At 58.6% G+C, this 19,307-nt stretch carries 13 protein-coding genes and 4 pseudogenes; 8 read left to right on the forward strand and 9 right to left on the reverse strand.

The features are described 5' to 3' along the window. The first annotated feature begins 57 nt into the window (after nucleotides 1-57). Nucleotides 58-2,325 carry a ribonuclease R gene (rnr, locus tag B4968_RS03525; RefSeq protein ID WP_083096667.1) on the forward strand — a complete coding sequence of 756 codons (2,268 nt, stop codon included), beginning with the start codon at nucleotides 58-60 and terminating at the stop codon, nucleotides 2,323-2,325. Nucleotides 2,326-2,435: 110 nt separating this feature from the next. Here rnr and B4968_RS23985 read toward each other — a convergent pair. The 6 genes and pseudogenes from B4968_RS23985 to B4968_RS03550 all read right to left on the reverse strand — a co-directional run. Continuing rightward, nucleotides 2,436-3,281, reverse strand: a pseudogene (locus B4968_RS23985) (ABC transporter permease); the annotation flags it as partial. Between the two features lie 15 nt (nucleotides 3,282-3,296). Then, nucleotides 3,297-4,568 (reverse strand): ABC transporter permease, encoded by a 1,272-nt coding sequence (locus tag B4968_RS23990; protein WP_241525530.1) that lies wholly within the window; start codon nucleotides 4,566-4,568, stop codon nucleotides 3,297-3,299. An 89-nt stretch (nucleotides 4,569-4,657) separates the two neighbouring features. Further along, a pseudogene (locus B4968_RS03535) lies at nucleotides 4,658-5,765 on the reverse strand (extracellular solute-binding protein). Nucleotides 5,766-5,866: 101 nt separating this feature from the next. After that, entirely contained in the window at nucleotides 5,867-6,967 is a 1,101-nt protein-coding gene (locus B4968_RS03540; RefSeq protein ID WP_083096669.1) for an ABC transporter ATP-binding protein, read from the reverse strand. 324 nt (nucleotides 6,968-7,291) lie between these two features. Beyond that, a pseudogene (locus tag B4968_RS03545) lies at nucleotides 7,292-8,687 on the reverse strand (aspartate aminotransferase family protein). A 65-nt stretch (nucleotides 8,688-8,752) separates the two neighbouring features. Further along, nucleotides 8,753-9,439, reverse strand: a complete 687-nt coding sequence (locus B4968_RS03550; RefSeq protein WP_241525531.1) for a GntR family transcriptional regulator — start codon at nucleotides 9,437-9,439, stop codon at nucleotides 8,753-8,755. A gap of 139 nt (nucleotides 9,440-9,578) precedes the next feature. On the opposite strand from B4968_RS03550, the gene B4968_RS03555 reads away from it, so the two are divergent. The 5 genes and pseudogenes from B4968_RS03555 to B4968_RS03575 all read left to right on the forward strand — a co-directional run bounded on the left by B4968_RS03555 (nucleotide 9,579) and on the right by B4968_RS03575 (nucleotide 14,924). Beyond that, nucleotides 9,579-10,664, forward strand: a complete 1,086-nt coding sequence (locus B4968_RS03555; RefSeq protein WP_083096877.1) for a polyamine ABC transporter substrate-binding protein — start codon at nucleotides 9,579-9,581, stop codon at nucleotides 10,662-10,664. A 122-nt stretch (nucleotides 10,665-10,786) separates the two neighbouring features. After that, nucleotides 10,787-11,914, forward strand: a complete 1,128-nt coding sequence (locus tag B4968_RS03560) for an ABC transporter ATP-binding protein (RefSeq protein WP_083096673.1) — start codon at nucleotides 10,787-10,789, stop codon at nucleotides 11,912-11,914. Continuing rightward, the gene (locus B4968_RS03565; protein WP_083096675.1) at nucleotides 11,914-12,795 is read left to right on the forward strand and encodes an ABC transporter permease subunit; all 882 of its coding nucleotides are present in this window, start codon (nucleotides 11,914-11,916) and stop codon (nucleotides 12,793-12,795) included. The genes B4968_RS03560 and B4968_RS03565 overlap by 1 nt, the downstream gene beginning before the upstream one ends. After that, nucleotides 12,792-13,607, forward strand: coding sequence for an ABC transporter permease (locus B4968_RS03570; protein WP_083096677.1), 816 nt, complete (start codon nucleotides 12,792-12,794; stop codon nucleotides 13,605-13,607). The genes B4968_RS03565 and B4968_RS03570 overlap by 4 nt, the downstream gene beginning before the upstream one ends. Next, nucleotides 13,607-14,924 (forward strand): annotated as a pseudogene (locus B4968_RS03575) (NAD(P)/FAD-dependent oxidoreductase). Before B4968_RS03570 ends, B4968_RS03575 begins: the two are co-directional and overlap by 1 nt. On the opposite strand, the gene B4968_RS03580 reads toward B4968_RS03575, so the two are convergent. The 3 genes from B4968_RS03580 to fliK form a co-directional block, all read right to left on the reverse strand. Continuing rightward, a complete protein-coding gene (locus tag B4968_RS03580) occupies nucleotides 14,897-15,745 on the reverse strand; it encodes a phosphotransferase (protein WP_241525532.1) in 849 nt (282 codons plus the stop codon). The pseudogene B4968_RS03575 and the gene B4968_RS03580 sit on opposite strands and share 28 nt — an antisense overlap. A 98-nt stretch (nucleotides 15,746-15,843) precedes the next feature. Continuing rightward, nucleotides 15,844-16,527, reverse strand: a complete 684-nt coding sequence (locus B4968_RS03585) for a flagellar hook capping FlgD N-terminal domain-containing protein (protein ID WP_083096679.1) — start codon at nucleotides 16,525-16,527, stop codon at nucleotides 15,844-15,846. Nucleotides 16,528-16,530: 3 nt separating this feature from the next. Further along, a complete protein-coding gene (gene fliK / locus B4968_RS03590) occupies nucleotides 16,531-18,528 on the reverse strand; it encodes a flagellar hook-length control protein FliK (RefSeq protein ID WP_083096687.1) in 1,998 nt (665 codons plus the stop codon). 128 nt (nucleotides 18,529-18,656) lie between these two features. Here fliK and B4968_RS03595 point away from each other — a divergent pair, with 128 nt between their 5' ends. Then, a complete protein-coding gene (locus B4968_RS03595; RefSeq protein ID WP_083096695.1) occupies nucleotides 18,657-18,953 on the forward strand; it encodes a rod-binding protein in 297 nt (98 codons plus the stop codon). Further along, on the forward strand, nucleotides 18,946-19,305 hold the full coding sequence (locus B4968_RS03600) for a flagellar export chaperone FlgN (protein WP_083096697.1): 360 nt from the start codon (nucleotides 18,946-18,948) through the stop codon (nucleotides 19,303-19,305). The genes B4968_RS03595 and B4968_RS03600 overlap by 8 nt, the downstream gene beginning before the upstream one ends. The last annotated feature ends 2 nt before the right edge of the window (nucleotides 19,306-19,307 follow it).

Genomic DNA, 19,307 nt, shown 5'->3' on the forward strand with positions numbered 1-19,307 from the left:
CTGGTCCCTGGGTGTTTTTCTCCATGACCTGCCCGGCCAGCCATGCTAGGCGGGGCTATGAGCCGTATACCCTCCAAGGCCGAGATCCTCGATTGGATCAGTGCCCACCCGACCCAAACCGCGAAACGTGACATTGCCAAAGCTTTTGGCATCAAGGGCGCTGACCGCATTGATCTCAAGCGCCTGCTCAAAGAGCTGGAGGCCGAAGGTCATCTGCAAAAGCGCAACAAGACCTATCGCGACCCCGAGCAATTGCCGCCCGTCACCCTGTTGCAAATCAAAGCGCCTGACGACAATGGCGACCTGTATGCAGAGCCGATGGAATGGCACGGTGAGGGGGTTGAGCCTGTCGTTCTGTTGGTCACCGCAGCGGGCGGGCCTGCGTTGGGTCAGGGCGATCGCATTCTGGCCCGGCTCAGCAAGGTTGAGGGCACGGATCACCACTATGAAGCCCGCCTTATCCGACGCATTGGCGTCAATCCCAAGCGGGTGATCGGCATTTTCCGCAAGGGGGCCGAGGGCGGCCGCATTGTTCCTATCGACAAGTCCTCTTCCAACGAGTGGACCGTGGCGGCAGATGTGATGCAGGGCGCCCGCGATGGCGAGTTGGTCGAGGCAGAACAGGCTGGCCCCAAGGGCCGCATGGGCCTGCCACGTGCCCGGATTGTGGCCCGTCTCGGGGATCCCAGCGCGCCAAAGGCGGTGTCGCTGATTGCGATCCACCAGCACGGCATCCCGGACGCGTTCCCAGATAAGGTGGTCGCCGAGGCAAATGCCGCCAAACCCATGGGCCTTACGGGCCGCGAAGATCTGCGCGAGATGCCCCTGATCACCATCGATCCGGCGGACGCGCGCGACCATGATGACGCCTGCTATGCCGAAGCCGATTCCGATCCCAAAAACCCCGGTGGCCATATCATCTGGGTCGCCATCGCCGATGTCGCCGCCTATGTGACCCCCGGCAGCGCGCTGGACCGCGAAGCGCGCAAACGCGGTAATTCCTCTTATTTCCCCGACCGGGTGGTGCCAATGCTGCCGGACCGGCTGTCTGGCGATCTGTGCTCTTGGCACGAGGGCGTGCCGCGTCCCTGTCTGGCCGTTTGCATGCAGATCGACGCTGCGGGCAACAAAATCTCGCACCGCTTTGTGCGGGCTCTGATGCAGTCTGACGCCTCGCTGCATTACGCCGAGGTGCAGGACGCCATGGACGGGCAGCTAACAGAGCGCACCGAGCGCTTTTTGGAGCCGGTGATCAAACCGCTCTATGCCGCCTATGAGGCCCTAAAGCAGGCCCGCGCCGAACGCGAGCCGCTGGACCTGGATCTGCCTGAGCGCAAAATCATCCTGAGCGACAGTGGCGAGGTCACTTCGGTGGCCTTCCGCGACCGGCTGGATGCGCATCGCCTGATCGAAGAATTCATGATTCTCGCCAATGTGTCAGCCGCAGAAACCCTGATCAAAAAGCTCTCGCCACTGTTGTTCCGGGTTCACGAAGAACCCGCCCCACAAAAGCTGGAAGCGCTGCGCGAAACCGCCCTGGCCGCCGGGTTGCCACTTGCCAAGGGACAGGTACTGCAGACCAGGCACCTCAATGCGCTGCTCAATAGCGCGGCGGGGACCGATGACGCCGAGCTGATCAATATCTCCGCCCTGCGCTCGATGCAGCAGGCTTATTATACGCCAGAGAACTTTGGCCACTTTGGCCTCGCGCTGCGCAACTATGCGCATTTCACCTCGCCCATCCGGCGCTACGCCGACCTCATCGTGCACCGCTCACTGGTCTCGGCCCATGGCTGGGGCGATGATGGGTTGTCACCGGCTGAGATTGACGGGTTGGACGAGACTGCCACCCATATTTCCGAGACCGAGCGCCGTTCGATGATCGCAGAACGCGACACCACGGATCGCTATCTAGCGGCCTATCTGTCGGAACGGGTTGGCAATGAATTCACCGGACGCATAAGCGGCATTGCGCGCTTTGGTGCCTTTGTGAAGATGGATGAAACCGGCGCTGACGGTCTGGTTCCGGTACGCACCATTGGCCGCGAGTATTTCAATTTCGACGCCGATGCCGGAGCGCTGATTGGTGTCGACACCGGCCTCACCCTCTCGATTGGGCAACGGGTTACCGTACGCCTCACCCAGGCCGCGCCAGTCACCGGCGGGCTGGAGCTGGAACTGTTGGCGATTGAGGGCGAAGGCCTGCCAAAAGGCCGCAGTGGCAGCGGTCGGCGCAGCCCAGCCGGGCGCCATATCAAGCGCAAGAGCAGCAAATCCAAGCACAAGGCCGCCAAGGTGAAACGCAAGGTAGAGCGTAAACGTTAGCCCTGACACTGGGACCATCAGACACTGGGACCATCAAAGAAACTGACTACTCGCATAAAAAAGGCCCCGAAAATCCTCGGGGCCTTTTCTTTATGATCTCAGGCAGCGCCTTAGCTGGGGCTCATACCGCGCAGACGTTCCGAGCGGCGCCGCAGCATCTCAACCGTTGCCAGCAGCATGATCGAAATCGCCACCAAGAGGGTCGCCACCGCCAGAATGGTGGGTGAAATCTGCTCACGCAGGCCGATGAACATCTGCCAGGACAGCGTCTTTTGGCCGGCAGAGCCAACAAACAGCACCACCACCACCTCATCGAACGAGGTGATAAAGGCAAACAGACCGCCGGAAATCACGCCCGGCAGGATCAGCGGCATCTGAATGCGGAAGAAGGTGGTCACGGGGTCAGCCCCCATATTGGCCGCAGCACGCGTCAGCGAGCGGTCAAATCCCACAAGCGTTGCGGTCACAGTGATGATCACAAAGGGGATACCCAATGCCGCATGCGCCAGAACCACACCAAAATAGGTGCCCTGCAGACCAATCCGGCTATAGAAAAAGTACATACCGGCGGCCGAGATGATCAGCGGCACGATCATGGGCGAGATCAGAATCGCCATGATTGCGCGGCGGAAGGGCACATGTGGCTGGCTAAGACCGATTGCCGCCAGGGTGCCAAAGGTCACCGAGACCAGCGTCGCCATCGGCGCGATCTTCAGCGAGTTCCACATAGAGCTCTGCCAGGAGTCATTGCTGAAGAAATCGCGGTAGTGCTTTAGCGAAAACCCTTCAGGATCGAGCCGCAGCATTTCCGGCGTGAAGGTAAAGAAGTCCTGCGCATTAAAGCTCAGAGGGATGATGACGATGATCGGCGCAATCAGGAAGAAAAAGATCAACCCGCAGATTACCCGAAAAGAGTAGTACCAAACCCGTTGGCCGGTTGTCGCATATGGAGGAAGTGCACTCATTGTCGGTTACCCCAGCTTCACGTTGTCGATGCCGACAATCTTGTCATAGACCCAGTACAGCAGCAGAACCACCACCAGCAAAATTGCTCCCAGTGCGGCGCCCAGCCCCCAGTTGCCCGATGTCGAGATGTGATAGGCGATCAGGTTAGAGATAAAGGTGCCCTTGGTGCCACCAACCAGCGCGGGGGTGATGTAGTAGCCCACAGCAAGGATGAAGCAGAGAATGGATCCCGCGCCAATACCTGGAATTGACTGCGGGAAGTAGACCCGCCAGAAGGCCGTCCAGTTGGTGGCGCCCAGCGATTTTGCCGCCCGCAGATAGGTTGGCTGAATTGTCTGCATCACCGAATACATCGGCAAGATCATAAAGGGCAGCAGGATATGGGTCATCGCAATGATGGTGCCCAGCTCGTTGTTGATCAGCACAAGTCGGTTGTCGTCCGCCACAAGACCAATCCAGACCAACACGTCATTGATGACACCCTGCTGTTGCAGCAGGATTTTCCAGGACGAGGTTCGCACCAGCAGCGAGGTCCAGAAAGGCAAAAGCACCAGGATCATCAGCAGGTTGGCGGTTCGGGTCGGAAGATTGGCCAGCAACCAGGCAACCGGATAGCCAAGCAGGATACAGCTGAACATGATGATCAGGGACATCCGCATGGTCCGGATCAGCATGGTATTGTAGATGCGCTCGGTCTCGGGGCGCACCTCGACACCGTCGGAGCCCAGTTTCAGATCCACCGCGTTGAGGAAATAGCCCATGGTTCGAAGGCCGGAATAGGTTTTGATGGTCCGCCAGAGCTCAATATCGGCCCAGCCATCGTTGAGCTCAATCAGGCGCTCCTTGTAGGGGCCTTCATTCTCAACGTCCCATTTTTTGATTTTACGGCCAGATTTACGAAAAACCGAGGAAATTCCGGGATTCTCATAGTTCAGGCGTTTTGCAACTTTGGTGTGGCCCTTGGCCTCGGCCGCGGCCTTCAGATCAACGGCCAGGGCGGCGAAAACCGCCTCATCGGGCAGCTCCGGCGAGGCCGGATCCCAACTCTCGAGCGCCTTTACAGTCTGCGGCAGAACCTCCTGAACGATGCGATTGTCCACCGAACGGAACAGCATGTCGCCAACCGGCAGGATGAAGGTCACAAGAATAAGCAAGAGCAAGGGTGCGATCAGCATCAGTGCCCGGATCTTCTGCATCCGCAGTGCCTTTGCGAGGCTACGCTTCAGAGGCGTGCCATCAGCGGCCAGCACTGGGCCGTTTTGGGTGGTATCACTCATGGTGGGGGTCCCCGTCGGGTCTTTTTGTTTGTGGAGAAGGGGCCCGGCACTGGGGCCGGGCCCTTTCCCAGTCTCACAACGAGGTCAGATTACTTGACCAACCAGGCCTGGAACTTTCCGTCCAGATCGTCACGGTTGTCTGCCCACCACTCATAGTCATAGGTGTGCACGTTAGCCGAGTTTGCAGGATCGGTAGGCATATGGGGTGCCATGTCGATGCCCAGCTCAGCGTGCTTACCAACCAGAGGCGCCGAAGAGGCACGGGCCGGGCCGTAAGAGATGTAGGCCGCCTGATCCGCAAGACGCTGCGTGTCGGTTGCGAACTTCAGGAAGTCCATGACGCGGGCTTTGCGGTCAGCAGGCAGACCGGCGGGAACGATCCAGCCGTCCAGGTCAAAGGACTGCATGTCCCAGAGCATACCAATCGGCTGGTTCTGCTCGGCAATGGCCGAGAACAGACGGCCGTTGTAGGTCGAAACCCATGATAACTTCGCCATCGGCCAGCAGCTGGGGTGTTTCCGCACCAGCAGACCACCAGACAACGCTTTCCTTGATGGTGTCGAGCTTGGCCAGGGCCTGCGCTACACCTTCGTCGGTGCCCAGAACGTCATAGATGTCGTCCTTGGCAACGCCGTCGCAATACAGAGCCCACTCAAGGTTGTCGATTGGACGCTTTTGCAGCGCACGTTTGCCGGGGAACTTTGCCAGGTCAAACACGTCACAAACGGTGGTCGGCGCTTCGGCGCCAACCAGGTCGGTGCGGTAGCCAAAGGTGGTCGAGTAAACGATCTGTGGCACAAAGCAGTCGGAAACCAACAGGTTGCCAAAGTCGTCGGAGGCCGAGGTGCCATCGGGGGCTGCGGCCAGATCTGCGTCATGGTCGATTTCATCGGCCAGACCTTCGTCGCACAGGCGCATGGCGTCAGAGGCAACCGCGTCAACCAGATCCCAGGTTACATTGCCGGTTTCGTTCATGGCGCGCAGTTTCGCAACAGCTTCGCCCGAGCTTTCGTCCCAGATGACCTTCAGGCCAGGGTTCGCCGCAATATAGGGCTCAACATAGGCTTTGTGCTGGCTGGCCTGATAGGCACCGCCCCAGGACACCAGGGTCAGTTCGTTAGACATGTCTTCGGCAAAGGCCGCAGGCGCGCAAAGCGCCGTGGTCATCGCCAATGCTGACAGTTTTGTCATCTTCATGAGGGTTCACTCCTTGTTATACAATCGTTCGGAAACTTTTGTCCCCCCGGTCATGATCGCCAGAGGTTATGCTTATGTGCCGCCCGGATCAGGCGTCCGGATCAGGCGTCCAGGGCGTGGCAGTCACTGGGCAGCCAGCCGATTTCAATCTGCTGACCGGGCTTCAGACGCTCCTGATCGGGGGCATTTCGTGTCTTGATGACGAATTCTTCATTGCCAGCAACCCGCAGACGGGTGCGGAAGATATCGCCCATGTAGATGAATTCGAGCACTTCGGCCTTCAGGGTGTGGACCCCCTCAGCAAGACGCTCTTTGTTGTATTCAACGCGCTCGGGACGAATGGACACGCGGGTGCGCTCGCCGGGTTTGCTGACGTTGACCGGCCGACAGTCGATCAGCTCTCCGCCGTCCAGCTGGACCAGAGCAACACCATTGTTGATCTCTTTGACGGTGCCGTCGAGGGTGTTATTTGCACCGATGAACTGCGCCACAAAGCTGTTTTGTGGTTCTTCATACAGCTTGTCTGGCGGCGCCAGCTGCTGAATGCGGCCATCTTCAAACACCGCAACGCGGTCCGACATGGTCAGGGCTTCTGTCTCGTCGTGGGTCACATAGACCACGGTGATGCCCAGACGATGCGCCAGGTGGGTGATTTCGAACTGCATCTTTTCGCGCAGCTGCTTGTCCAGCGCGCCAAGGGGTTCATCCATCAAAACCAGTTCAGGTTCAAACACCAGTGCGCGGGCCAAAGCAATACGCTGCTGCTGACCACCAGAAAGCTGCGAGGGACGACGGCCGCCAAAGGCGCCCATTTCCACCATATCCAGCGCCCGCTTCACCTTTGCCTCACGATCCGACTTGCCAATCTTGCGGACCTCCAACGGGAAGGAAAGGTTCTCGGCGATCGTCATATGCGGAAACAAAGCGTAGTTCTGAAACACCATGCCGATGCCGCGTTTGTGCGGTGGGATGTTGTTGATCGAGGTGCCACCAAGACGGATATCGCCATGGGTTGCAGTCTCAAATCCGGCCAACATCATCAGGCAGGTTGTTTTGCCAGAACCCGAGGGGCCCAACATGGTGAGGAATTCACCCTTGGGCATAGTGAGGTTCAAATCTTTTACGACAAGGTTCTCACCATCGTAACTCTTCTGCACGCGTTCGAATTCCACGAACGCGTCGGCGTTTGACGCATCAGCCAAATCAGGCTCCCCGTTTGTATAATCGGCAGATTGGTTCTGCGCTTCTTCTTTAATGTAAGCACACCCTTGGTGCGGTATGCAACCGGATCATCAGAATAGGTATTTTAACCAGCTTAGGATCATATAGTAGCTGACTTAGACTGTCTGCGACACCCCCGATCAGATTTGCGACAGATTTAGCGGTTTTCGCTGCTGTTGCGACAGGCAAACCTTAATCAGCACAAATTGGAGGCGAAATGCAAAGACGCCCCGCACCTGACAGGCGCGAGGCGAAATTTCCGCTCAGCAAAAAAATGCGGCGCGATCCGTCCCGTTCATGAGAAATTACGCGCTGTGCAGCAAATCCTGCTCCTGCAGAATCGCGTAGCATTCATCCAGCGACTTGCGCGCGCGCGCGATCAACACATCAATGTCTGCGGGTTCAATCACCAGCGGAGGCGAGATGATCATCCGGTCTCCCACGTGGCGCATGATCAGATTGTTGGCAAAGCAGCGCTCGCGGCAGATATAGCCGATGGTGCCACCAGCGGCGGCAAACGCTGCACGGGTGGCCTTGTTGGGGGTCAGGGCAATCGAGCCCATCATACCAACAATTCTGGCTTCCCCAACCAGCGGATGATCCGCGAGGGCCTCCCATTTCTCTTTCAGATAGGGGCCAGCCACGTTTTGAACATGGCCAACAACGTCTTCTTCTTCCAGAATACGCAAGGTTCTCCAAGGCGACAGCCGAGGCCACGGGATGGCCGGAATAGGTGTAGCCATGGTTGAACTCATCCGAACCAATCACCGCGGCGACCTCGTCAGATACAATGGATCCGCCGATGGGCGCATAGCCCGAGGAAAGGCCTTTGGCGATGGTCATGATGTCAGGTCGAATGCCTACGGTTTCAGAGCCAAACCAGTTGCCGGTCCGGCCAAATCCGCAGATGACCTCATCGGCGATCAACAGGATTTCATACTTATCGCAGATGCGCTGGATTTCCGGCCAATAGGTGGCTGGCGGCACGATGACACCCCCGGCGCCCTGCACCGGCTCTGCGATAAAGGCGGCAACGCGATCTTCGCCCAGCTCCAGAATGGCCGCTTCCAGCTCCTGCGCCCGCGCCAGACCAAAGTCATCCTCAGGGGTGTCGCCGCCCTCAGCCCACCAATGGGGCTGGTTGATGTGGTGAATATCCGGGATCGGCAAGCCACCCTGCTCGTGCATCGCGCTCATGCCGCCCAATGAGCCACTGCCAACAGTTGATCCGTGATAGGCGTTCTTACGGCTGATAAGAATGGATTTTGTCGGCTTGCCCTTCAGCGCCCAATAGTGCCGCACCATGCGGATATTGGTGTCATTTGCCTCAGAGCCGGACCCGGCAAAGAACACATGGTTCAGATCGCCCGGCGCCAGTTCAGCGATTTTGGCCGCCAGCGCGATGGCCGGGGCGTGGCTGGTCTGAAAGAAGGTGTTGTAATAGGGCAGCTCGCGCATCTGACGCGCCGCGACATCGGCCAGCTCATCACGGCCATAGCCGATATTGACGCACCAAAGCCCGGCCATCGCATCGAGGATCTCGTTGCCTTCGCTGTCGGTCAGCGTAACGCCGCTGGCGCGGGTGATGATACGCGTGCCCTTTTCGGCCAACTCACCATTGGCGGTAAAAGGATGCATATGGTGGGCGGCGTCCAGAGCCTGCAATTCGGCCGTGGGCATGTGATTGGTGATCGCGTTCATCGGGCTGACTCCATCCGTAAGAGGTTGCCATCAGAATATGATCAAATTTCGCCTTGTCAATCGAATCAGTTGGCGCGGCCCAGGCCCTGGCTCACCTGTTCCATGCCCTGTGCCACGTCTTTTTCCATCGCCAGCGCAACTTTTTCTGGCTGCCTTTGTCGCATGGCCTCAAGGATGTCTTTATGGCGGTCCGGAAAGCTCTGGGTGCCGAAGCGGCCGCGACCCACCCGCAGGGAGGGGCCAAAGCGCAGCCAGAGACGATCAGCAAGGTCCGCCATGATCGGCGCATTTGCACAGGCATACAGCCCAGAGTGGAAGCTGTAGTTCTGCACCAGATAGCCCGCAACATCGCCGGCAGATATCGCCTGATCCAGGGCCGTATCTATCGCCTCAAGCTGGTCAATCTGATCATCCGTGATATGCAGAGCGGCCCGGCGGGCCAGCTCGGACTCTATTGTTTTCCTGACAAAACCCAGCTCATCAATGTCTTCAGAGCGCAGCAGCGGCACCGAGACACGGCGGTTGCCCTGAAACACCAAAGCCCCATCTGAAATCAGCCGGCGAATGGCCTCACGCACCGGCGTCATGCCAGCATTCAGCGCCTCTGTCAGACCCTGTATTGTGACCGCTTGCCCTGGCGCCAACTCTCCAAAAAGTATCTGCGCCCGCAGCTGTTGATAGACGGTTTCATGGGCGGGCAATTTGGCTCCCTCACCTGGGGCTCCCTGAGTTGCTGAATTGGTCACCGACACTGGGGCTTTTCCTCCTAATTTTTGGGCAGCTTGCACGAAGTTCTGCCCGGTGGAAACATAAACAGTATTGCCGAACGAGGCAAAACTTGATCAAATCCAGCATAGCCGGGCTGACACCGGTACCCACAGGGAGATATTCATGACACTCAAAATGATGACAACCACCGCCATCGTCGCCTTGCTCGGCTCCGCCGCCATGGCAGAAGAAGTGCGCGTCTACAACTGGTCCGACTATATTGACGAAGAGCTGCTGGCAAAGTTCGAAGCGGAAACCGGCATCAAATTGATCTATGACGTATTCGACAGCAACGAGCTTTTGGAAACAAAAATGCTTGCGGGTGGCTCGGGTTATGACGTTGTTGTTCCCACCGGCTCGTTCCTGGCGCGCCAGATTCAGGCCGGCTCGTTCCAAAAGCTGGACATGGAAAAGCTGCCCAATATCACGAATATGTGGGACGCCATCGAAGCGCGCACCAGCCTGTATGATCCCGGCAACGAGTATTCGGTCAACTACATGTGGGGCACCACCGGCATCGGCAGCAATGCCGCCAAGGTTCACGAAGTGCTGGGCGAAGATGCGCCGCTCGACTCGCTGGATCTGGTTTTCAACCCCGCCAATATGGAAAAGCTGGCCGCCTGCGGTGTCTACTTCCTTGACGCCCCCGACGAGATGATCCCCGCCGCGCTGAAGTATATCGGTGAAGATCCCAACAGCATGGATCCCGACGTGGTCGCCAAGGCAGAACCGGTTCTCTCTGCCGTGCGCCCCTACATCAAAAAGTTCCACAGCTCTGAATATATCAACGCGCTGGCAAACGGTGACATCTGCGTCGCCTTTGGCTGGTCCGGTGACATTCTGCAGGCGCGTGATCGCGCAGCAGAGGCCGAAAATGGTGTGGAAATCGAATATAACGCCCCAAAAGAAGGCGCGCTGATGTGGTTTGACCAGATGGCCATTCCTGTTGATGCTCCCAACCCCGAGGCGGCGCATAAGTTCCTGAACTTCATCATGGATGCAGGCAATATGGCTGCGGCCTCCAACTATGTCTATTACGCCAATGGGAACCTTGCCAGCCAGGAGATGCTGGAAGAGGACGTGATTGGGGATCCGGCGATCTACCCAGACGCCGAAACGCTCAAAAACCTTTATATCAAAGAGGGTTACCCGATCAAAGTTCAGCGTAAAGCCACCCGTATGTGGACCAAGATCAAATCTGGCACCTAAACTCCAGGGACCTGATCCGGCAGGGTGCTGTGTTGCGCCCTGCCTCTACCTATTTGCACCAAACTCTCTGACAAAGCGCGGCCATAAAAGTTGCGCCAGTTGGACCCTGCGGGGGAAGCAGCTTGACCATTCCTGTATTCGAACCCTGGAACGATCCCGAGGCCAAGCCCTTGATCCAGTTCCAGAATGTCTCCAAACGATTTGGTGACTTCACGGCGATCGACGATTTGACCATCGGCATCTATGAAAAAGAGTTCTTTGCGCTTTTGGGCCCGTCGGGCTGTGGCAAAACCACCATGATGCGGATGCTCGCCGGGTTTGAAACCCCCACAGAAGGCGCGATCTTTCTCGCCGGTCAGGACATGGCCCCGGTGCCGCCCAACAAGCGCGCCACCAATATGATGTTTCAGTCCTACGCGCTTTTCCCGCATCTCAGCATCTGGGAAAACATCGCCTTTGGCCTGAAACGCGAAGCCATGCCAAAAAACGACATCTCTGATCGTGTCGACGAAATGCTGCGCCTCACCCGGCTGGAGAAATTTGCCCGCCGCAAGCCGCACCAGATATCGGGTGGTCAGCGTCAGCGGGTTGCGCTGGCGCGGTCTCTGGCCAAAAAACCCAAACTTCTTTTGCTGGATGAACCTCTTGGCGCGCTTGATAAAAAGCTACGTCAGGACACGCAATTTGAGCTGATGGACATTCAGGAAAAGACCGGCACCACCTTTGTCATTGTGACCCACGACCAGGAAGAAGCGATGACCGTCGCCAGCCGCGTCGCGGTCATGGACAACGGCAAGATCATTCAGGTCGCGACCCCTGACCGCATCTACGAGACGCCCAATTCGGTCTATGTCGCGGATTTCATCGGCGAAGTGAACATCATTGACGGCATCGCCACACCTACCGGTGAAGACCGCTATTCCATCGCCTGGAAAGAAGGTCAGGCGCCGCTCAATGTGACCTCCGCCACCGCCTTCTCGGACGGGCAGAAATGCCATCTTGCCATCCGCCCCGAGAAAGTCACCATCAACGCTGAAGAACCCAGCGGTGTGGACAATGTTGTGCAGGGCAAGATCCTCGATATCGCCTATCTGGGCAATATTTCCACCTACCACGTTGAGCTGCCCTCGGGCGCGGTGATCAAGGCGCAAAGCGCCAACACCCGCCGCATCTCACGTCGCGCCTTCACTTGGGAATACACTGTCTGGCTGTCCTGGACCGCCACGGCAGGCGTTCTCTTGGCGACCTGATGCGCCGCTTTACCCTCATTGCTGTACCGTATCTCTGGCTTTTGGCGCTGTTCCTGGTGCCCTTTATCATTGTGTTGAAAATCTCGCTGTCGGATGTGGCGCTGGCGCGCCCGCCCTATGCACCGCATTTTGACTGGGCCACCGGCATCTGGGCCTTTCTCTCCGAGCTGGATTTTGAAAATTTCGTCTGGCTCTCCGAGGATGATCTCTACTGGAAGGCCTATCTCAGCTCGCTGAAGATCGCCTTTGTCTCAACAGTGCTGACGCTGCTGGTTGGATACCCGATGGCCTATGCCATGGCGCGCGCCCCCGAAGAGTGGCGCGCAACCCTAATGATGCTGGTGATCCTGCCGTTCTGGACCAGCTTTCTGATCCGGGTCTATGCTTGGATGGGGATCCTATCAAACGAAGGCTTCCTCAATCAGTTCCTGCTGTGGACCGGGATCATTTCCGAGCCCCTCACCATCCTCACCCCCAACACCGCCGTCTATATCGGCATCGTCTACACCTACCTGCCCTTTATGATCCTGCCGATCTATGCGGCCCTGGAACGGCTGGACGATTCGCTGATTGAGGCCGCCGAGGATCTGGGCTGTTCGCGCCTGACTGCCTTTTGGCTGGTGACAATTCCGCTGTCCAAAACCGGCATCGTAGCCGGGTGTTTTCTGGTGTTTATTCCGGTGCTGGGCGAGTTTGTCATTCCCTCGCTGCTGGGCGGCTCTGATACGCTGATGATCGGTAAGGTGCTGTGGGAAGAGTTCTTCTCCAACCGCGACTGGCCCGTCGCCTCGGCTGTTGCCGTGGTTCTGTTGCTGCTGCTGATCATTCCCATCGTACTGTTCCAGCGCAATCAGCAAAAACAGCAGGAGGCAGAACAATGAAGCGCCTGAGCTGGTTCAACACCGTATCCCTGACGCTTGGCTTTGCCTTTCTCTATGTGCCGATGATCATTCTGGTGATCTTTAGCTTCAACGAGAGCAAACTGGTCACCGTTTGGGCGGGCTTTTCGACCAAATGGTATGGCGAGCTGATGCAGAATGAGGCCTTTCTCAATGCGGCCTGGGTGACGATCAAGGTGGCGGTGGTCTCGTCGACCATTGCCACGGTGCTGGGCACCATGGCCGCCTATGTGCTGGTGCGCGGCGGACGGTTCATGGGACGCACCCTGTTTTCCGGCATGATTTACGCACCGCTGGTAATGCCCGAAGTCATCACCGGCCTGTCGCTGCTGCTGCTGTTCATCGGCATGGGTCTTGATCGTGGAATCCTGACCATCGTGCTGGCCCATACCACCTTTTCAATGTGTTATGTCTCGGTGGTTGTCTCCTCCAGATTGGTCACCTTTGACCGGTCACTGGAAGAGACTGCACTGGATCTGGGCTGCTCTCCGGCCGAGGCCTTTCGCCTCGTCACCCTGCCCATCATTGCCCCTGCGGTGATTTCCGGCTGGCTCCTGGCCTTTACCCTGTCGCTGGATGATCTGGTGATCGCCTCCTTCACCTCGGGCCCTGCCGCCACCACCCTGCCGATCAAGATCTACTCGGCAGTACGGCTTGGCGTTTCCCCTGAAATCAACGCCCTGTCCACCATTATGATCGCCATTGTCACCCTTGGCGTGATCACCGCCTCGCTGGTGACAAAACGTCAGATGGTGCGGCAAAAGCGCGACGAACAAGCCGCGGAGCGCACCTGATGCGGCGAATTTATTCCAACTACGCCTATGGGCCTGGCCCACGCGACAATTGCTGGTGGGACGAGACTATTCCAGCCCCGGTTTGGGACAGTCAGACCGGCGAGATCCGGGTGGATGTCACCGTGGTTGGCGGTGGCTTCACCGGGCTGTCAGCGGCGCTGCATCTCGCTGAGGCTGGCGCGTCAGTGGCGGTGCTCGAGGCCGAACGCCCGGCTGGGGCGCGTCAGGCCGCAATGGCGGCTTTTGTTGTCTGGGTGGCTCGAAACTCTCGGCCAAGGCCATGCTGCGCAAATATGGCCCCGAGGCCACCGAAATCTACGAGGAGGGCGAAGCGGCGGCTGTCGACCTGGTGGCGGGGCTTCTTGCCAACATGAGATTGACGCGGACACCCATTCAAAGGGCGAAACCCTGATGGCCCACAGTCCGCGCGCCCTGCAAAAGATGCAGCATGAGGCCGATGACATCGCCCGCGATGGCGGCACGCCGCTGCTATTGACCAAAGACCAGCTTGCCGCTGAAGGGCTGAACGGAGAATTCTACGGCGCGCTCACCACGCCGGTGGGCTTTGGCCTGAACCCGCGCAAATATCTTTTTGGTCTGGCGCGGGCTGCTAGTGCTGCGGGCGTGCAGCTGTTTCAGAACAGCCCAGCGCAAAAGATCACAGCCGAGGGCAGCCATCACATCATCACCACGCCAGCGGGCACCCTGCGCAGTGATCAGGTGATCATTGCCACCAATGGCTATTCCTCCGATGATCTGCCCGACTGGTTGTCTGCGCGCTATATGCCGACGCAATCCACCGCCATGGTGACGCGGCCCCTGCGCGACGAAGAGCTGCAGGCGCAGGGCTGGTTCAGTGATCAAATGGCCTATGACAGCCGCAATATGCTGCATTATTTCCGCTTGATGCCCGACCGGCGCTTCCTTTTTGGCATGCGCGGCGGGCTGCTGTCATCGCCGCGCGTCGAACAGGGTATTCGCCGGAAACTGCGCCGAGACTTTGAAAGACTGTTCCCCGCCTGGAAGAATGTTGAGACCACCCATAGCTGGTCTGGCATGGTTTGCCTGTCGCGCAATCTCGTGCCTTTTGTCGGCCCCCTCCCCGATAATCCGGGAATGCTTGCCGGCCTTTGCTATCATGGCAATGGCGTCGCTATGGGCAGCTATTCCGGACGACTGCTGGCCGATCTGGCACAGGGTAAGACGCCGGACCTGCCCTATTCGCCGGTGATGCAGGGTCTCAGCCGGTTTCCCTTTGGCCGCGCACGCCGGATGGTGATGCCGCCGGCCTATGCTCTTTTGGGTATGATGGACTGATCCAGCGCGGCACGTTCCAGCGACAGTGCCACCCGATCACGCGGCTCGCCGTGCTGACTACGCCACAGGCAATAGGCCGCCATACGCCAATGAAACCAGGGCTTTAGCGCCAGGTAGCGGCCAACCATACGGGGATCCGGATAGGCCGCCAGAAACCCCTCTTGTTCTGGTTTTGACAGCGGCGCGCCACGATAAAGATATTGCATCGCAGGCGACAGAAACAGCGCCAGATCCTCGCTTGGATCCCCCAATTGCGGACATTGCCAATCAATCAGGGTCAGGGTTCCATCATGGGCCAGCAGGTTTCCCGGCACCGGATCGCCGTGAATCAGCGCCAGCTGCTGCAGCGGCGGCACCTGCCCAAAGGGCCGCAATGCCCTGATCTGTGCCACATCAGCGGTTTGCAGGCGGCACTGCGCCAGAATCGCGAGGGTCTGTCGTTCCAGGGCCGCGCTGCCATTGACACCTTTTGGCACGCCTGAGAATGCGGGCTGGTCGTGCAACCGACCCAAAAGCCGCGCGACATGCGCCGTGTCGCGCTGCCAGGGGGCACCGGTGATATGGCCGTAGGCCAGCCAGCTCTGCCCCTCAAAAAGACCCGAAGCACGCAGAACCGGCACCATGCCGGTCCCTGCGAGCGCCGACAGCGCCGAGGCCTCAAGCGCCGGGTCATTGGCAAACAGCGGAGTGTGCCCGGCTGGCAGATAGAGTTTTATCACCAGATCGCCACACTGCCAGACGCGGTTGGACCGCCCCCCCTGCAACGGCAATGGCGCGGGGACATCCAGCCCCCGCGCCCGCAGCGATTGAAAGAATCGCAAATCAAAGTCTCTGTCCAGGCCTTGCAGGGCGGCGCACTCCGGTCTGTGCCCCCGCGCATCTGGCAAGTAGCAATTCTAATGCGGCACTGCCCTTAGACTCAGACCTGTGTTTCGCCTGGATCCCGCAGCGCCGTCACGCTGGTTGCCAAGATTGCAGCGCCGGTCTCGTTGATCAAGACCACATCGTTCCCCTGCATCCGGGTTTCGCGGACAGATGTATACACTTCTGCCTGCTCCTCCATGGCAACTTCACCATCCACCTTGCTTTCTACGACAAAACTATAGGCGCCAGCTGGAGCTATATCGCCAGCATAGTTGGTGCCATCCCAATCATAGGGATCCGCAGAAACCGGCAGCGTGATGCGATTAATTTCATCGCCAGCCGCATTGCTGACCACCAAAGTGACCTCATCCGCCGAGGAGGCAGGGTTGGGGGCTACATTGATTGGGTTGGTACCATCAAAGGTGGCTGAGGTTGCTGCGCGCACTTCCATACCAACCCAGCCGGTCAGAGCCGCCATATTGCCAAGGCCAAGCTGACCCAGAGCCGTGCCCAGGTTGTCATTGGTCAGAACCTGTTGTTCGACCATGGAGAATTCCGCCAGCTGCGAGGCATACTCGGTATTGTCCATCGGCTCTGTTGGGTCCTGATATTTGGCCTGAGCCGTCAACAGCTTGATGAATGTGTCAAAATCCGATGTCAGCTTTGTACCGGTGCCGGAGGCTGTAGTCGGCGTTGTGTTTGTCGCTACCGGATAGGCAGCAGATACTTCGGTTGTCATCTGTTAGACCCTCATGTCCACGCCGGCATTACCCATCCGGAGCTGCTGTGTTGGTGTGTCTGCGACGGGTGCCGCAGCCATTTCATCTGATTGTGCCAACGGGGATCCACCTGCTGCGGACTGTCCATCGCCGTCGCTGCTGGCCTGACCATCTGACGCTCCGCCACCGCTGAACTCAAAGGATACATTGTCAAAACCCATCCTGCGGAACTCATCCGCCAGCTCATTGATATGACGGCGCATCAAGTCCCCGGTTTCCGGGCGCTCGGTCTGGATAACCACCGTGATACCGGTGTCGCTGGTGGTCACCCGCATCTTGACCCGGCCCAGCTCCTCTGGGTTCAGCGCAACTTCGACATTACGCTCCCCCTTGGCAACGAGAGCCTGGGCAAGCTGTGCTGCAATCAGGCGCGGAGTCTCGGGACGGTGTACAGTTCCTGGCTGCAGCACGGCTTCGGTCAGCAATTGCGACAGCCCGGGCATTTCAGGACCGGACTCTGCCGCCATCAAAAGCGCATCACCCTGGGCCGCAGCAGCAGAAGCATCTGCGACAAGGGCCTGGGCGGCAAAGGCCTGCTGAACGGCACTAACCTGTGCGGCTGCGGCGGTTTTGGCCACCGTTGCGGCCTGGGCAGCTGAGCCGATTCCTGTGCCCTTACCTGTGGTTGACGCCTGTGCTTCACGCGCTTCGCTCTCGCGCCCCTGCGCCCGACGGCCAGGTTCGACCGTAGCACCTGCCCGGGGTTGCCCGGCAGCGGCCATCAGGGCCTCTCCCGTTGGGGTCGTCTTGGCAGTCACGTCGCGCAGAGCTGCCTCGACGCTACTCTCCGCAGTCGCCTGGCCGCTTTGAGCCGCCTTGGCGGATTCGGCCCCACTGATCATAGCGCTCTCAGCTGCCTTTGCAGACAGGCTGACATCCCCGGCGGCAGTCGCTTTGGCGCCGCCCGCTCGCGGTTGATTGGCATCCAGCGAACGCTGAGACGCAAGGCTGCCGTTTGCCTGAGTCTCAACGCGTGGCGCAGACTCTTCAGACATTTCCGCACTTCGCGGCGAGGTCGGCTCAAGCGCAGGGTTGGCAGCACCGGCCTGTGTCGACACCGCCGAAGGATTAGCAGAGGCCAGGACCTGAGCCGACTGGCCGACTGCGTTTCCGGCCATGCCTTTGGACCCGGTGATTTCTGCGGCGCTGCGGCGGTTTTCAACACCTGTGTTCACTAGATCATCTGCCGAAGGTCGAACAGACTGCTGCGCGGTGTCGCTCTTGCCGACCTCAGGGGTCACTGAGTCCTTTGCCGCAACGGTCAGGGATTTTGCATCTTCAGGCACAGCCGCCAATTTGGCAGCATTACCCGTAGCACCGGTCTTGGCTTGCTCAGCCTCTGCGGCCAGTTTGGCATCACCAGCTGCGGCTATAGCGCCGGTTTTCCCATCACTGGCCTGCTCACTGGCCTGGGCACTGGCCTGCGCACTGGCTTTCTCACCGGCCTGGGCACTGGCTTTCTCACTGGCCTGCGCTGAAACAGACAGAGCCGCAGTCGCGTCCTGCGTAAGCGCTTCTGTAGAGTCTAGGGCAATCTGAGAATCTGTCTCCTCTTGGGTGTCCGCGCTCACTGCGGCCAAAACAGGCAGATCACCCTCACTCTGATCGCTCTCAACGCCAGCAGCTACCGCATCCGTGTCAGGAACAACCGCACCGTCAAGCACCGCCTCCCCCTTACCAGTCTTGGTGTCAGAAGCAGTCCTGGGCTGGTCGGCACTGGACTTGTCTTGATCAGCCCGCTTTGGGCCATCATCCACGTCCCGCCGCTCTGCCGCCTTTTCGGGCTGCTTATTGGGCTCTTTTTGAGAAACTGATTTTATCCCGTCGCGTCTCGCTTGATCCCTGAGGTGATCGGAAAAGCTACGGCTGCCGTGTTGGCGCATCGGGCTTTCAGTCGCCTTAACGCTGGGCGGGTCTGCTGCGTTCGAACGCGCCTGACCAAAGAGTATATTTGTTAGCATGGGATTCCAGACATTCTATCTCGATGCCTCAACATCTACCCCAAAGCAGTTACGGTAATTTTAACCGCTTTTGAGGCAATCTCAGAAAAATCAAGCAAATCTGAGATAAAACTGAAGGAAGGTGCAGAATGCCCAATCTCTCGACAACTCATCCGGCGGCAACAGCCCCACCCAGCCTGAAACAAAAGACTCAGGATGATGCGATTCGCAACGCCGCGAACCAGCTAGAGGCTTCCTTTTTAACGGAAATGTTGAAATCCGCCGGTCTTGGAAAAAGCCGCGAAGGCCTCGGTAGTGGCGGCGAGGGAGAGGATCAGTTCAGCAGCTTTCTGATCCGCGCGCAGGCCGAACAAATCACCGAAGCCGGCGGCATTGGCCTCGCCGAATCACTTTATCATTCACTGAAGGAGTCTTCTCATGACTAATCAGAACCCACAGAGCCTTATAAACGAGCTGGATGAAATTCTCGACCAGGAGCGCAGCGCACTGGTGCGCGGTGAACTGGATCAGATCGAGACTCTGCTCAGCCGCAAGGAAGCCATCATCCAAAATCTCAACACTATAGAGAACCTCGAGCGGGAAGCGCTGAGTAAGGTGCAGTCAAAAGTCTCGCGCAATCAGGAACTGCTGAACAGCGCGATGGAAGGCATCCGCAGCGTTGCAACCCGTATGGCGGAACTGCGCCGGGTGAAGAAAGGCCTCGATGTATATGACAGCGCCGGACGCAAGGCCCGCTATGGCACCACTATGGGTCAACGCCTGGAGAAACGTAGCTGAAC

This window comes from Pseudophaeobacter leonis (assembly GCF_002087335.1).
GTDB classification, from domain to species: domain Bacteria; phylum Pseudomonadota; class Alphaproteobacteria; order Rhodobacterales; family Rhodobacteraceae; genus Pseudophaeobacter; species Pseudophaeobacter leonis.

Bases quoted from the DNA above. Each gene is read 5' to 3' on its own strand.
- rnr (WP_083096667.1), top strand. From the start codon at position 58: ATGAGCCGTATACCCTCCAAGGCCGAGATCCTCGATTGGATCAGTGCC.
- B4968_RS23990 (WP_241525530.1), bottom strand. From the start codon at position 4,568: ATGAGTGATACCACCCAAAACGGCCCAGTGCTGGCCGCTGATGGCACG.
- B4968_RS03555 (WP_083096877.1), top strand. From the start codon at position 9,579: ATGACACTCAAAATGATGACAACCACCGCCATCGTCGCCTTGCTCGGC.
- B4968_RS03565 (WP_083096675.1), top strand. From the start codon at position 11,914: ATGCGCCGCTTTACCCTCATTGCTGTACCGTATCTCTGGCTTTTGGCG.
- B4968_RS03570 (WP_083096677.1), top strand. From the start codon at position 12,792: ATGAAGCGCCTGAGCTGGTTCAACACCGTATCCCTGACGCTTGGCTTT.
- B4968_RS03585 (WP_083096679.1), bottom strand. From the start codon at position 16,527: ATGACAACCGAAGTATCTGCTGCCTATCCGGTAGCGACAAACACAACG.
- fliK (WP_083096687.1), bottom strand. From the start codon at position 18,528: ATGCTAACAAATATACTCTTTGGTCAGGCGCGTTCGAACGCAGCAGAC.
- B4968_RS03595 (WP_083096695.1), top strand. From the start codon at position 18,657: ATGCCCAATCTCTCGACAACTCATCCGGCGGCAACAGCCCCACCCAGC.
- B4968_RS03600 (WP_083096697.1), top strand. From the start codon at position 18,946: ATGACTAATCAGAACCCACAGAGCCTTATAAACGAGCTGGATGAAATT.